The following is a 12,635-nucleotide window of genomic DNA, read 5'->3' as shown; positions in this document are numbered from 1 at the left end:
ACTTTCTTTTGGGGTAATTTCTTAGGCATAGTCGTGAGAAAAGTATAGCTTTCTAGACAAGCTAATGTCAACGGTTCTGGTTGTCCCTTTTACGCAGCTTGGCTTTAACGACAAATCCATAGCCGATAAATCCTAAAGCAATGATAGCGCAGACGAGAACCATCCAAGGTTGTCTAAGAGCAATGAATAAGCTGATGCCGGCTAATAAAATGGTGCCGACAACGGCGAAGAGAAGAGCGAGCGGTTTGCTCATGAATGTCACCTGCTTTCTTTCATACAAGCTTGTTCTTTCATTTTAAACTTTTTTCATCGCTGTGCATATAATTTCATTTCCTCCACATACTATCATTGCAAGCTTGCAAATACATCAAAGATTATAGCTGACTGAAAGGAGTCTGATCCTAATGGCTGCAGGACAATCTCGAAGCAGTAACGTACTGGTAGTTCCACAAGCTAGCCAAGCTTTAGATCAATTGAAATATGAGGTTGCTCAAGAGCTGGGCATCCAAATTCCGCAAGATGGTTACATGGGTTACATGGCTACTCGCGATGCAGGTGCAATCGGTGGTAACATTACTCGCCGTTTGGTGCAAATCGCTGAGCAAACACTGGCTGGCCAAAGCAATTTCCGTTAATTTGGCTGGACTGCATAGTTGTTTAGAAGCCCGGGGGCTTATGCCTCTGGGCTTTTGTATGTTCCTAAGTGCGCATACACGTAAGAAAGACGCGTTACAAGTTAACGCGCCTTTATTTTAATTAATATAAATCAACTTTTAATTTTTTCTCCAAACGGGATTCGTTTACCCAGCCTACATAGGAATCTAGTGTTTGGTAATCGTGATCCATCAGAAGAACGGCGACGAACGGATACTGTTTGCGATGACGATATCTCACATCGGCCCATCTGACTTCGTAGCCCCAGCGGTGCTTTTTGACTTCCGCGCAGGCGAAGGAGGAGAAATAGAGCAGCGCCTGAATATTTTCATGGTTTTTGGAAGCTTCAATCGCAGGATGGTTTTCGCATTTAACGGTATCGATCCATTTCAGCTTCAAATTGCGCAGCTCGCCAAGCTGATAGGAGCCGTCTGTCCTGAGTTTAACTACGTTCCATACATACAGGTTGATGGTTACGATGAGCGTGTATTTGTCGCCCGGCTGGTATGTAGGGTCTTTGCGATACAGCCCCTTTTCCAATATATAATGGTCCAGAGAACGCCAAATGTAATAGATAGCGATCACGCTGTATAGAACCGGGAAAATAAGCGTTGGGCTTGCAATATGAAAAGACCACATGAATATGGCTGCCAGATGGCTAATAAAGATAAACGGATCAAAGATGTGTATAATGTTCCATGACACCCATTTCTGTGAAAAGGGCCTCAATGCTTGCGTTCCGTACGTATTGAACAAGTCGGTGAAAACATGAAAGCATACCGCTATGGCTACCCACATGCCCAGATGCAAGAGAGGGAGTCCGCGGAAGAAGAGAGCGAGAGCTCCAGTGATCAATAGCGTCCAAAGCAGCAAAGCCGGCAAAGAGTGAGAACGCCCGCGATGATTGCGAATATACGTGGCGTTTCCCTTAAAGCGGAGCAGCCCGTCCGCATCAGGTATCTGCGAACCGACGACGGTGCCGATGAAGACGGCTGTTGTCAAAGTTGAATCTGCTGCTATGATGGGGTCTATCTGTGATAGTCCCGCTAACCCTAAACCAATAACGAGGTGTGTGCCTGTATCCAATGGGGTTCCTCCTAAGCTAAGTTTTCTGTGAGGAAAACTTTTTACGTAAGCATAAGTTTAGTTTACCATTTTGGAGCAAAAAATAAATCAGAGGGAGATCTAAAAATGTTCAAAGTTTTTGTAGAGTATGCCATAAAACCCGAAGAGCGAGAATCCTATCTCATCTATATGCAGGAATTACGTAAGCGGGAAGGGCGTTTGGAGCTGCTCGAAGGTACCGATCAACCGGGACTTTTTGTTGAGATATGGGATGGGATTGCGTACGAGGAGTATGAATCGCTGAAGCAAGAACGTTTTCAATCGGCTGATAATGCGGAAGGACAAGCTTTGTGGGAGCAGTGGATTGAAGGAGGGATGCGGAAGCTGCATATGTGGCATTTCACGCAAGTTTCCGGGTAAGAGCAAAAAAAGCCGCGCCTCTTAGGAGAGCTTGCGGCTTTAAGTTGGGTACGGTGCCTTATCTGGTTTGTGGGCTTTTACCACCTGCGAATGGATAATAGTAATTAAGTTCTTCATCGAACGTGATGTAATCAAGGTTCACCATGAGCAATAAGAATCGCATGCCCGTAGTCGGATCGCTAATAATGATATGATCGCGGCCGGCAGCTTCCAATCTGCCTTTAAAAATTTTCGCGTTCCATTCGGAGTTGTTTTCGTAAGTCATGTAGAGGGTAGCCATTTTACCGAGGTTCAGACGAAGAATGTTCTCAATGAAGGACTCTTCCATAGGAAGCTGTCCTTGACCTGGACCAGGAATGAATGTTGCTACTCCCGTCGGCGCCGCTGCGGGTACGCCAGGTGCAGGCGTAGGTGCAGGTATAGGTGTAATTGCTGGTTGTGTTGGAGTCGGATAAGTAGGGTATGGATAACCGTACGGTACTTGCATACTTGCTCTGTAAGGGTTGTTCATCATTGTAAATCCTCCTTGAGCTTTCATTCCGAAAGCCTTCTTCGTAAAATATTTTTTATAATTCATGTACCCATCAGCGGCAATTAGCCGGTAGGCCATTTTCCATAATCATCATATTGTGCGGATGCCCATTTGGTGACTGTTTCCATTCATTTTTACGTAATTAAAAAAGCTCCCGAAGGAGCTTATACGAAGAATTTATAACCGACACCCCAGACCGTCTTAATATATTTCGGATCTTTCGGGTCGGCTTCTATTTTTTTGCGAAGGTTGGCAATATGTACATCGATGGCTCGTTCGGTCACGTAAGAGTCAAACCCGCGTACGCGGTTGAGCAGTTCTTCTCTGCTATATACACGACCTTGGTTCTGCCAAAAAAGCTTCATTATTTCAAACTCGGAGAACGTTGTATCAATAACTTTGTTATGGACGTACAGGCAGCGTTTTTCGATATCTAAATGAACGGCTTGTTCAGTCATGACGGCTGTGCCCACTGGACCCGGGACAGGTGGGTAGGTGTGTGCGCGCCTTAGCAAGGCTTGTACTCTTGCGGCCAGTTCTCTCATTGAGAAGGGCTTACATAAATAATCGTCCGCCCCCGTTTGCAGTCCGCGGACACGGTCGGATACATCGTTTTTGGCGGAAACCATGAGAATAGGTACGTTGGAAGCGTTTCGGAAAAAACTGCAAAGCTGTATGCCGTTGGCGTCCGGAAGCATAATATCGAGCACGATCACATCAGGTATAAATTCAAGAAACAGCGCTTCTCCCTGCCGGCCGTTCTCCGCACGCTTTACCTCGTATCCTTCTTCATGCAAATAAATCGACATCATTTCACCGATGCTTAGATCATCTTCAATGATCAATACTTTAGACACAATCGTCCTCCCTCCTTTTCCTTTCAAAAGGTTTGGTGCCCGGTATGCCAGATGCAGCTTTAGATGCCTATATTAACGGGGGCTCCCCCAAAAGTAATGTCTAAACTCTTATCGAAGCAATTCGGAGATGTTTGACCGCCTTGAATGGTGAGTTTAGACGCCGATTGAGCAAAGCTCAATGCGGACGGGATGTGCTTCGAAGGTTATGAGTCACTTTTGGGGGACTTTGTATTCATGTTATCACTATACATTTTGTGACGTCTAGTCTGCCAGAGGAATTCGTACCTTTTGTGAGAAAAAGAAGGAAGCCGGATATTACCTGGGTAGCAGAGCTATCATCAGGTGATCCGGCTTCCTTGGAGGATAATGGTATACATCATACGGTTAAATGTTTTTTAACCTGGTCTTCACTTAGCTGCTCGGCATTGCCTTCTGCCACAATCGTACCGCGGTCCAGTACGTAATAATAGTCGGCAATGCTTGTTGCGAACTCCAGGCTTTGTTCGACCAGCAGTACGGCAATTTCCCGGTTGCGCTTTATCGTCTCGATAATCGCTTCAATTTCCATCACTATAGACGGTTGTATCCCTTCCATGGGTTCATCCAGAAGCAGAAGCTTGGGACCCGACGCCAAGGCACGGGCGATGGCCAATTGCTGCTGCTGGCCGCCGCTAAGATCGCCGCCTTTGCGGTGAAGCATTTGCCGAAGCGCGGGGAAGGTATCAAAGAGGGTTTCGGGAAGTTTCTTTCTTCTATCTGCCGCGGCCTCAAGTCCGAGGAGCAGATTTTCCTCAACCGTCAGCTGAGGGAAAATGTCGCGGCCCTGCGGCACGTAGCCGATGCCTGATTTGGCGCGCCGATCCGGAGACAGCGAGGTCAAATCGCACTCGTTGTAAAAGACGGAGCCTGATTTGAGGCGGATCAGTCCCATGATGCTTTTCATGAGCGTTGACTTACCGACGCCGTTGCGACCCATCATGCATACGATTTGACCAGGGTTAACGCGGAGGTTCACATTGCGAATAACCATGCTTTCCCCATAGCCGGCTTCTAATCTTTGAAGGTCAAGCACCGCGCTCCACTCTCCTTCCAAGGTATACTTCCGCTACCTTCTTATCGTTCTGGATCTCCTGCATCGTTCCTTCGCGGAGCAAAGTCCCTTCATGCAGCACGGTCACGGTTCTGGCAAACTGACGAACGAATTCCATATCGTGCTCCACAACGATGATCGTTTGGTGCGTGCTGATTTGTTGCAGCAGCTCGCCGGTTTTCTCTGTCTCACTGTCGGTCATGCCGGCAGCCGGCTCATCAAGCAGCAGCAGATCGGGCTCCTGCATCAGCAGCATGCCGATCTCGAGCCACTGCTTTTCCCCGTGGGAGAGCGAGCCGGCTCGCTCCCTAGCCTTGCTCTGCAGGCCGATCATCTCCAGCCTGTGATGCAGGCGCTCCCGCTGCTCGCTGGTCGTCTTCGCCCACAGAGCACTGAGCAAGCCGCGCTGCTGCTTCATGGATAGCGCCAGATTCTCGAAGACCGTTAACGTCGAGAATACAGATGGCGCCTGGAATTTACGCCCAATACCGAGCTGGGCGATCTGGTGTTCCTGATGTTTGGTCAGGTCGATGGAATCTTTGAAAAAGACCTGACCCTGGGAAGGCTTCACTTTTCCGCAAATGACGTCGAGCAGCGTCGTTTTTCCAGCGCCGTTAGGCCCGATAAGAAATCTTAGTTCGCCATATTGCAAAGAAAAATCCAGATTGCGCAAAGCTTTAAATCCATCAAAGCTGACTTCTAATCCTTCCACGCGCAGAATTTCCCTGCCGGGCACAGGGTCTTGCATCGCTAATTGACCTAGCATGGGGATCTTCCTCCTAATGTTTAATATTTAATTGGTGTGGGGATTGTTTTATCTTGCTTCCTGCGAAGAAACCGACTTGGGAAGCACGGGTTTTTTCCAATTGGAGACGTATTGAGCAACCGTGCCGACGATACCTTTTGGCAGCAGCAAAACAACAATGATGAACATGGCCCCGAGCATAATCGGCCACCATTCCGGGTAAGCTTCGCTGAACGTTGTTTTGGCTGCGTTGGTGAGCAGCGCGCCAAGAATAGCTCCTCCTACGGTTGATCTGCCGCCGATCGCGACCCAGAGTACCATTTCGATGGAGGGAACGATGCCCATTTGCGCAGGAGAGATAATGCCTTCCTGCAGGACGAAAAGAACGCCGGCAAGTCCGGCTAACCCGGCAGATACGCAATAAATGAATACTTTATAGGTAACAGGGTTATACCCGATAAATCGCACCCGGTTTTCACCGTCGCGAATGGCAGTCAAGATGTTGCCCATTCGGCTGGAAACGAGCAAGCTGCACAGAACAAGTACGATTAGAACGAGAGCTAAAGTGATATAGAAAAATAACAATTTCGTTGAAGGCGAGCGAAGATTGAGGCCTAAGAAAGTCTCGAAGTTCGTCAGTCCGTTCGTCCCTCCGGTATATCCTTGCTGTCCGACGAACAACGTCACGGTGATAATGACCAGCGCTTGCGAAAGGATTGAGAAGAAGGCGCCTTTAATCCGGTTGCGAAACGTGAAATACCCTAGAATGAAGGCGACAATCATCGGAATGATGAGAGCCATCAGGAAAGCGACACCAGCGCTGTGAAAAGGAACCCAGAACCAGGGCAGCTTTTCGACGCCGCTCCATGACATAAAATCGGGCAGCTGATCGGGAGCCGCTGCCAATTTGAGGTGCATCGCCATGCAATAAGCGCCCAGACCGAAGTAGACGCCGTGTCCAAGGCTGAGAATGCCGGTATAGCCCCAAATCAAATCGATGCCCATCGCGATGATGGCATATGCGAGAAATTTGCCGAGAAGCGATAGTCTAAATTCGGATAGAAGCAAAGGTGCTAGTGCGAGTATGATGAAGCAAATGCTGTAGACCGTCAGCTTGATTCTGGAATGACCTGCTGCAAGCATGGGAATAGCCACATCCTTTCTTCAATCTAAGGATCTTGAGCGGATCGTCACAAGTCCCATCGGTTTCCATTGCAAGAAGGCGATTATGAGCGTAAAGACCAACACTTTGCCCAGCGTAGCGCTTGTTGAATACTCCAGAGCCGTATTGAATACCCCGATGCCCAGGGCGCCTGCAACCGTACCGATCAGCTTGCCGATACCGCCCAGGACGACAACCATGAAAGCATCAACGATATAGTAGGTTCCTATGGTAGGTCCAATCGGCCCGAGCAAGGATAAGGCGCATCCGGCGATGCCGGCCATTGCTGAGCCGAAAGCAAAGGATTGAGCGTCGACCCGGCGCGTCGATATGCCGAGACAAGCAGCCATTTCACGATTCTGCATGACAGCCCTCATCCGTCTGCCTCCTGCTGAGTGGTACAAGTACAGGTAAATAGCTGAGATACATACGATGACAAGCGCGATAATGAATAACCGCTTATAGGGCAGGATGAGATCTGCGGTTATATGCAGACCGCCTTCCAGCCACTGCGGGGCATTCACCGCAACGTTAGGTGCGCCGAAGATTGAACGAGCGACCTGCTGCAGGGCTAGACTGACACCCCAGGTTGCAAGCAGGCTGTCTAGCGGTCTGCCATACATGAAGCGGATGAGCAGTGCCTCGAGCAGCCAGCCTATCAAGAAGGCGACAATGAAAGCGAAGCCTAGAGAAACAATGAAATACCAGCCGAATAAAGCGGCAGGCAGAAATTTCTGAAACCAGTGCTGCACCAGATAAGCCATATAGGCGCCAATCATAATAAATTCGCCATGCGCCATGTTCATCACATTCATTAGGCCGAATGTAATGGCAAGACCGATTGCGATCAGGAGCAAAACGGAGCTTAAACTCAACCCGTTAAACAGTTGCAGGAGCAGCAGACTCATAACATCCCTCCGATTTCAAGGCATACAGGACTGCCGTAAGGCAGCCCTGGCTCGAACATTTGTGTTAGAAAGATGATCCTATTTCTTGGTCACTTCTGTGCCCCAAGGGTATGTTTTCAGATAAGGATCCGGTTTCAGCGGTTGGCCGGAGTTCCAGATTTCTTTTATTAAACCGTCAGCCTGAATTTGCCCTATGCGCGCAGTTTTGGAAATATGCTGGTTCTCGCCGTCAATGGTGACTTTGCCTTCCGGCGAGTTAAATTCAATGCCTTTCGCAGCGGTTTTGACCTTCTCGACATCGAACGAGCCCGCTTTTTTCACAGCTTCCGCCCAGAGGTAAACGGCCGTATATCCGGCTTCGATCGGGTCATCGGTAACGCGGTCTTTACCGTATTTGGCTTTGTAGGCTTCCACGAATTTTTTGTTCTCAGGAGTATCTGTCGTTTGATAGTAATTCCAGGCCGTATAGTGACCTTCTAAGACGGAAGCTCCGATACCCCGGACTTCTTCTTCGGCGATACTTACCGACATGGTGGTCAAATCTTTGGAGGTGATGCCGGCATCCTTCAATTGCTTGAAGAAGGCTACATTGCTGTCACCGTTCAGCGTATTGAAAATAACGTCCGGTTTCTCTTTTTTAATTTTACTGATGATTGTGTTGTAATCCGTATGTCCAAGCGGGGTATACTCTTCAGCGACGAGCGTACCGCCTTCGGCTTTCAGCTGTTCTTTAATGATTTTGTTAGCTGTTCTCGGGAAGACGTAATCGGAACCCAGGAGGTAGAACTTCTTGCCTTTGTTTTGCAGAAGCCAGGTAACTGCAGGAATAATTTGCTGGTTTGTCGTCGCGCCTACATAGAAGATGTTCGGTGATGATTCGACGCCCTCATACTGCACAGGGTACCAAAGCAGGCCCTTATTTTGTTCCACAACCGGTAATACCGCTTTGCGGCTTGCCGACGTCCAGCAGCCGAAGATCGTTACGACACTGTCTTTTTGCAGTAATTTCTTTGTCTTTTCCGCAAAAGTCGGCCAGTCCGATGCGCCGTCTTCGACGATGGGTTTGATTTTCTTACCCAAGAGTCCCCCGGCAGCATTAATCTCTTCAATCGCCATCAGTTCGGCATCCCGTACAGATACTTCACTAATGGACATGGTGCCGGTCAAGGAGTGGAGGATACCGACAGGTATTGTCTCTTCCTTTGGTTCGGCTTTGGCCTCAGCGGCCTTCGTTGCAACAGGTGCAGTTGTCGTGGATGCCGTAGGCTCGGATTTTGCGCAGCCGGCCATTACCATCATGAGTGCAATACTCATAGTGACCGTGAGCTTGCCGATATTTCTTTTCTCTCTCATTCACGTCCCACTCCCTTTACAAGATTTGGATTACATCGATTATGATAAAGTGAAAAAGAAGTTTGTGTCAATATATATAACATATGAAGTTAAATATTGTGGATCATGCACAAATTTCATCTGATTTTTTGGTTTTTTCATATATATACGAAGAAAATCTTAAAAATATGTGTATTTCATGTAAATTAAACTAACATAAAATGATTTACTTTCGCCATTTACCCGAATATAATGAGTGTAAGAGATTCCCATTATTCGGTTTTTGAAGAGGTGAGGACGTGTATTTGACGGAAAGAGAAAAAGAAAAGCTGCTCATTACGGTGGCGGCTGACTTAGCTCGTCGAAGACTGGCCCGAGGCGTGAAGCTGAATTACCCGGAAAGTGTAGCTTTACTTACATCTGAAATCATGGAAGGCGCAAGAGACGGATTAACGGTGGCTGAGCTCATGGCATTCGGCACAACGATTTTGAAAGCGGAGCAAGTCATGGAAGGCGTGCCTGAAATGATTCATGAGGTGCAGGTGGAAGCCACCTTCCCTGACGGGACGAAGTTAGTTACTGTACACCAGCCGATAACTTAGTCGAAATGAGGATACCTCCTGCGTTTTATGCGTTTAACTAACCGAGCATCGGAAGGGGTGGGATGATGGTTCCGGGAGAGTACCGAACAGGTAAAGGCTTTATTGAAATGAATGCAGGCAGACAGACTATCGAAGTTATCGTTACTAACACGGGTGACCGTCCTATTCAGGTTGGTTCCCATTTTCATTTTTTTGAAGTGAATCGAGCTTTGGATTTCCCGAGGCAGCAAGCATATGGGATGCGATTGGACATTCCGGCAGGTACTGCCGTACGTTTTGAGCCTGGTGAGCAGAAGCCTGTTCAGCTTGTCGAGTTGGGAGGGGCTAAATTGTCATATGGTCTCAATGGCTTGACGAAGGGCAAAGCGGTGCAAGGCCATATGCCCGCTGATGTTCGGGATAGATGGAAAGCATGGGAGGGCAAACCCGGTGAATCGAATCGATCGTAAAAGCTACGCGCTTATGTTTGGACCAACGACTGGTGATGCCGTTCGCTTGGCGGATACCGGGTTATGGGCACAAATTGAGCATGATTTCACCGTGTACGGTGACGAATGTAAATTTGGCGGAGGAAAAGTGATACGAGACGGCATGGGACAGTCGAGTGGGGCGACCCGCGACCAAGGCGTACTTGATACACTCATCACAAATGCCGTGATTATCGATCACTGGGGGATTGTAAAGGGTGATATCGGCATCAAGGACGGCCATATCGTCGGCATCGGCAAAGCGGGGAATCCCGATATTATGGATGGCGTTCATCCGAATATGATTGTCGGTGCGAGTACGGAGGTCATCGCGGGAGAGGGCAAAATCGTAACGGCCGGGGGCATCGACGCCCATATTCATTATATATGTCCGCAGCAGATCGAAACGGCTTTATCTTCCGGTGTTACGACCATGATCGGCGGCGGGACGGGGCCGGCAACGGGGACGAATGCGACGACGTGCACGCCTGGAGCTTGGCATATGCGCCGTATGCTGGAAGCGGCTGAAGCGTTTCCGATGAATTTGGGCTTTACGGGTAAAGGCAATGCGGCTTTTCTCGCACCTTTGACAGAACAGATCGAAGCGGGCGCCATTGGACTCAAGCTTCACGAGGATTGGGGAACAACCCCGGCCGCGATCGATGCTTGTCTGGAAGCTGCGGAGCAGTATGACGTTCAGGTAGCTATTCATACCGATACATTAAATGAAGCGGGATTTTTGGAGGACACGCTGGCAGCGATCAAAGGACGTACGATTCATACGTATCATACGGAAGGAGCGGGCGGCGGACATGCGCCGGATATCATCCGTGCAGCTGCAGAGCTCAATGTGCTGCCGTCCTCAACGAATCCGACCCGGCCGTACACGATTAATACCATCGAAGAGCATCTCGATATGCTGATGGTATGCCATCACCTGGACAGCCGCATCCCGGAGGACGTTGCGTTTGCTGATTCGCGCATTCGTCCGGAGACGATCGCTGCAGAAGATATTCTTCATGATCTCGGTGTATTCAGCATGCTGAGCTCCGATTCGCAGGCGATGGGCCGAGTTGGTGAAGTGATCATTCGTACATGGCAAACCGCTGATAAAATGAAAAAACAGCGCGGCCCGCTTGCTCCGGATACGGAGGACAGCGATAATTTCCGCATTAAACGATATATCGCCAAATACACGATCAATCCGGCTATCACGCACGGGATTTCTCATTTGGTCGGTTCGATCGAACCAGGGAAATTTGCGGATTTGGTCATCTGGAGCCCGATGTTCTTCGGCGTCAAGCCGGATCTGGTGCTCAAAGGCGGCAGTATCGCCTACGCGCAAATGGGTGATCCGAATGCATCTATTCCGACGCCGCAGCCGGTATTCGGCCGTCCGATGTTCGCTGCTTTCGGCAAATCGCTGACGCAAAGCTCGATTACGTTCGTTTCTCAAGCAGCATATGACCGAGGCATCAAAGAATCGCTAGGTTTGCACAAGCGCGTCGAACCGGTGAAGGGCTGCCGCAGCGTTTCCAAGAAAGACATGATTCACAATAGCGTTACGCCATCGATCGAAGTGAATCCGGAAACCTATGAGGTCAAAGTGGACGGGGAAGCCGTCACCTGCGAACCGGCAACTGAACTCCCGATGGCGCAGCGATATTTTCTTTTTTAAAAAGCTTTGTTATTCTTCATTGTTGATTTCTAACCATGAGATAAACCTCTATCGAGGTCTTTCGAAGATGTGCGACCGCGTTCAGCGGAAGGTTTATTCGCCAATAAGAATTTCGTTTTCCGACTCATCGGAAACTTATAAATTCTTATGTGGTAAGAAAAATCACCTAAACAATTAGCGATCAATTCGAAACTATCGTTCCCAGATATATATACTCGAAAAATCATACAGATTTATCCTTCAAACGATGATTTCCATAGTTATACACGAAAAATCATACACAAAAGCTCTAATTGAAGCGAAGAGCCCGATTTTAAGTCCAGTTACTTAAATAAAGAAAATCAACAACAAATTTTAACAGAGCCTTTTAAAAAAATCCTCGGTAGAGGAGACAGTAACTATGATTCAAACTACCAAGTTCCACTGGCTCGCTTATCAACAGCTGCTTGATTCAGCGCTTCCCATCGGCGGGTTCTCCCACTCCTTCGGGCTGGAGACATTGGTGCAGCAGGGGCGATTGCAAAGCGTCGAAGAGCTGGAAGCCTACATCCGCTCGATGCTCGCGAATAGCTGGGCATCATCGGATGCGATGGTCATCAAGGCGGCTTATACCCATATTCCCGCACAGGAATGGGAGCAGCTGTGGTTCTTAGATCGCATGATGCACGTGCAGCGGGCTTCAAGCGAAGCGAGGAGCGGCGTCCAGAAGATGGGACGCCGGCTGCTGCAGCTGACCCGCTCGATGTATCCCGAGCTGAATTGGGCGCCGCTGACGGATGCGGTGAGCACCGAGCGGTGCGGTTCGAGCCATGCGCTCATCCACGGTTGGGTGAGCTATCATCTCGGCGTGCCGCTGGATCGAGCGGCTGAAGGCTACTTGTACTGCTGTATCGTAACCTGTGTCAACAGCGCGCTGAGACTGATGTCGATGGGGCAGACGCAAGGACAGATACTGCTGGCAAAGCTCGTGCCTCTATTGGGCAGCGAATGGCAACGGGTCGCGCATTTGGATCCGCTTGATGCTTATACGAACACGCCGGCTGCGGATCTCGCCATGATGCAGCATGAAACCTTATACTCGCGATTATTTATGTCCTAACCCGATAATAAAAACTTTAAGGAG

15 protein-coding genes are annotated in these 12,635 nt (G+C 48.9%); 6 read left to right on the top strand and 9 right to left on the bottom strand.

Features of this window, described 5'->3' with window-relative positions; translation table 11 throughout:
- Positions 1–67: 67 nt before the first annotated feature.
- Entirely contained in the window at positions 68–253 is a 186-nt protein-coding gene (locus ICC18_RS25435; RefSeq protein WP_188177266.1) for a DUF5325 family protein, read from the bottom strand.
- Between the two features lie 151 nt (positions 254–404).
- Here ICC18_RS25435 and ICC18_RS25430 point away from each other — a divergent pair, with 151 nt between their 5' ends.
- Complete coding sequence (locus ICC18_RS25430) at positions 405–635, top strand: alpha/beta-type small acid-soluble spore protein (RefSeq protein WP_188177265.1); 231 nt, start codon at positions 405–407, stop codon at positions 633–635.
- Between the two features lie 121 nt (positions 636–756).
- Here the strand turns inward: ICC18_RS25430 and ICC18_RS25425 are convergent, their stop codons facing one another.
- Positions 757–1,740, bottom strand: coding sequence for a metal-dependent hydrolase (locus ICC18_RS25425; RefSeq protein ID WP_188177264.1), 984 nt, complete (start codon positions 1,738–1,740; stop codon positions 757–759).
- 105 nt (positions 1,741–1,845) lie between these two features.
- On the opposite strand from ICC18_RS25425, the gene ICC18_RS25420 reads away from it, so the two are divergent.
- Positions 1,846–2,139, top strand: coding sequence for a hypothetical protein (locus ICC18_RS25420; protein ID WP_188177263.1), 294 nt, complete (start codon positions 1,846–1,848; stop codon positions 2,137–2,139).
- A gap of 58 nt (positions 2,140–2,197) precedes the next feature.
- On the opposite strand, the gene gerQ is transcribed toward ICC18_RS25420, so the two are convergent.
- The 7 genes from gerQ to urtA form a co-directional block, all read right to left on the bottom strand.
- Positions 2,198–2,653, bottom strand: coding sequence for a spore coat protein GerQ (gerQ, locus tag ICC18_RS25415; protein WP_188177262.1), 456 nt, complete (start codon positions 2,651–2,653; stop codon positions 2,198–2,200).
- Positions 2,654–2,835: 182 nt separating this feature from the next.
- Complete coding sequence (locus tag ICC18_RS25410) at positions 2,836–3,528, bottom strand: response regulator transcription factor (protein ID WP_188177261.1); 693 nt, start codon at positions 3,526–3,528, stop codon at positions 2,836–2,838.
- 376 nt (positions 3,529–3,904) lie between these two features.
- Positions 3,905–4,600 carry an urea ABC transporter ATP-binding subunit UrtE gene (urtE, locus tag ICC18_RS25405; protein WP_188177260.1) on the bottom strand — a complete coding sequence of 232 codons (696 nt, stop codon included), beginning with the start codon at positions 4,598–4,600 and terminating at the stop codon, positions 3,905–3,907.
- A complete protein-coding gene (gene urtD / locus ICC18_RS25400; protein ID WP_188177259.1) occupies positions 4,593–5,384 on the bottom strand; it encodes an urea ABC transporter ATP-binding protein UrtD in 792 nt (263 codons plus the stop codon). The genes urtE and urtD overlap by 8 nt, the downstream gene beginning before the upstream one ends.
- A 48-nt stretch (positions 5,385–5,432) precedes the next feature.
- A complete protein-coding gene (gene urtC / locus ICC18_RS25395) occupies positions 5,433–6,506 on the bottom strand; it encodes an urea ABC transporter permease subunit UrtC (protein WP_188177258.1) in 1,074 nt (357 codons plus the stop codon).
- 21 nt (positions 6,507–6,527) lie between these two features.
- A complete protein-coding gene (gene urtB, locus ICC18_RS25390; protein WP_188177257.1) occupies positions 6,528–7,433 on the bottom strand; it encodes an urea ABC transporter permease subunit UrtB in 906 nt (301 codons plus the stop codon).
- 78 nt (positions 7,434–7,511) lie between these two features.
- The gene (urtA, locus tag ICC18_RS25385; protein ID WP_188177256.1) at positions 7,512–8,786 is read right to left on the bottom strand and encodes an urea ABC transporter substrate-binding protein; all 1,275 of its coding nucleotides are present in this window, start codon (positions 8,784–8,786) and stop codon (positions 7,512–7,514) included.
- A gap of 278 nt (positions 8,787–9,064) precedes the next feature.
- Between urtA and ICC18_RS25380 the strand changes: the two genes are divergently transcribed.
- The 4 genes from ICC18_RS25380 (at position 9,065) to ICC18_RS25365 (ending at position 12,611) form a co-directional block, all read left to right on the top strand.
- Complete coding sequence (locus ICC18_RS25380) at positions 9,065–9,367, top strand: urease subunit gamma (protein WP_188177255.1); 303 nt, start codon at positions 9,065–9,067, stop codon at positions 9,365–9,367.
- A gap of 65 nt (positions 9,368–9,432) precedes the next feature.
- A complete protein-coding gene (locus ICC18_RS25375) occupies positions 9,433–9,816 on the top strand; it encodes an urease subunit beta (RefSeq protein WP_188177376.1) in 384 nt (127 codons plus the stop codon).
- Positions 9,797–11,512 (top strand): urease subunit alpha, encoded by a 1,716-nt coding sequence (ureC, locus tag ICC18_RS25370; RefSeq protein WP_188177254.1) that lies wholly within the window; start codon positions 9,797–9,799, stop codon positions 11,510–11,512. The genes ICC18_RS25375 and ureC overlap by 20 nt, the downstream gene beginning before the upstream one ends.
- A 400-nt stretch (positions 11,513–11,912) precedes the next feature.
- Positions 11,913–12,611, top strand: coding sequence for an urease accessory protein UreF (locus ICC18_RS25365; protein WP_188177253.1), 699 nt, complete (start codon positions 11,913–11,915; stop codon positions 12,609–12,611).
- The last annotated feature ends 24 nt before the right edge of the window (positions 12,612–12,635 follow it).

Origin of the sequence: Paenibacillus sedimenti (assembly GCF_014534655.1) — a bacterium.
GTDB classification, from domain to species: domain Bacteria; phylum Bacillota; class Bacilli; order Paenibacillales; family NBRC-103111; genus Paenibacillus_E; species Paenibacillus_E sedimenti.
This window is presented reverse-complemented; position numbering and strand designations above follow the sequence as displayed.

Coding starts and splice junctions, on each gene's coding strand:
- urtC (WP_188177258.1), bottom strand. CDS start 6,506: ATGCTTGCAGCAGGTCATTCCAGAATCAAGCTGACGGTCTACAGCATT.
- ICC18_RS25365 (WP_188177253.1), top strand. CDS start 11,913: ATGATTCAAACTACCAAGTTCCACTGGCTCGCTTATCAACAGCTGCTT.
- ICC18_RS25375 (WP_188177376.1), top strand. CDS start 9,433: ATGGTTCCGGGAGAGTACCGAACAGGTAAAGGCTTTATTGAAATGAAT.
- ICC18_RS25420 (WP_188177263.1), top strand. CDS start 1,846: ATGTTCAAAGTTTTTGTAGAGTATGCCATAAAACCCGAAGAGCGAGAA.
- urtA (WP_188177256.1), bottom strand. CDS start 8,786: ATGAGAGAGAAAAGAAATATCGGCAAGCTCACGGTCACTATGAGTATT.
- urtD (WP_188177259.1), bottom strand. CDS start 5,384: ATGCTAGGTCAATTAGCGATGCAAGACCCTGTGCCCGGCAGGGAAATT.
- ICC18_RS25435 (WP_188177266.1), bottom strand. CDS start 253: ATGAGCAAACCGCTCGCTCTTCTCTTCGCCGTTGTCGGCACCATTTTA.
- urtB (WP_188177257.1), bottom strand. CDS start 7,433: ATGAGTCTGCTGCTCCTGCAACTGTTTAACGGGTTGAGTTTAAGCTCC.
- gerQ (WP_188177262.1), bottom strand. CDS start 2,653: ATGATGAACAACCCTTACAGAGCAAGTATGCAAGTACCGTACGGTTAT.
- ICC18_RS25430 (WP_188177265.1), top strand. CDS start 405: ATGGCTGCAGGACAATCTCGAAGCAGTAACGTACTGGTAGTTCCACAA.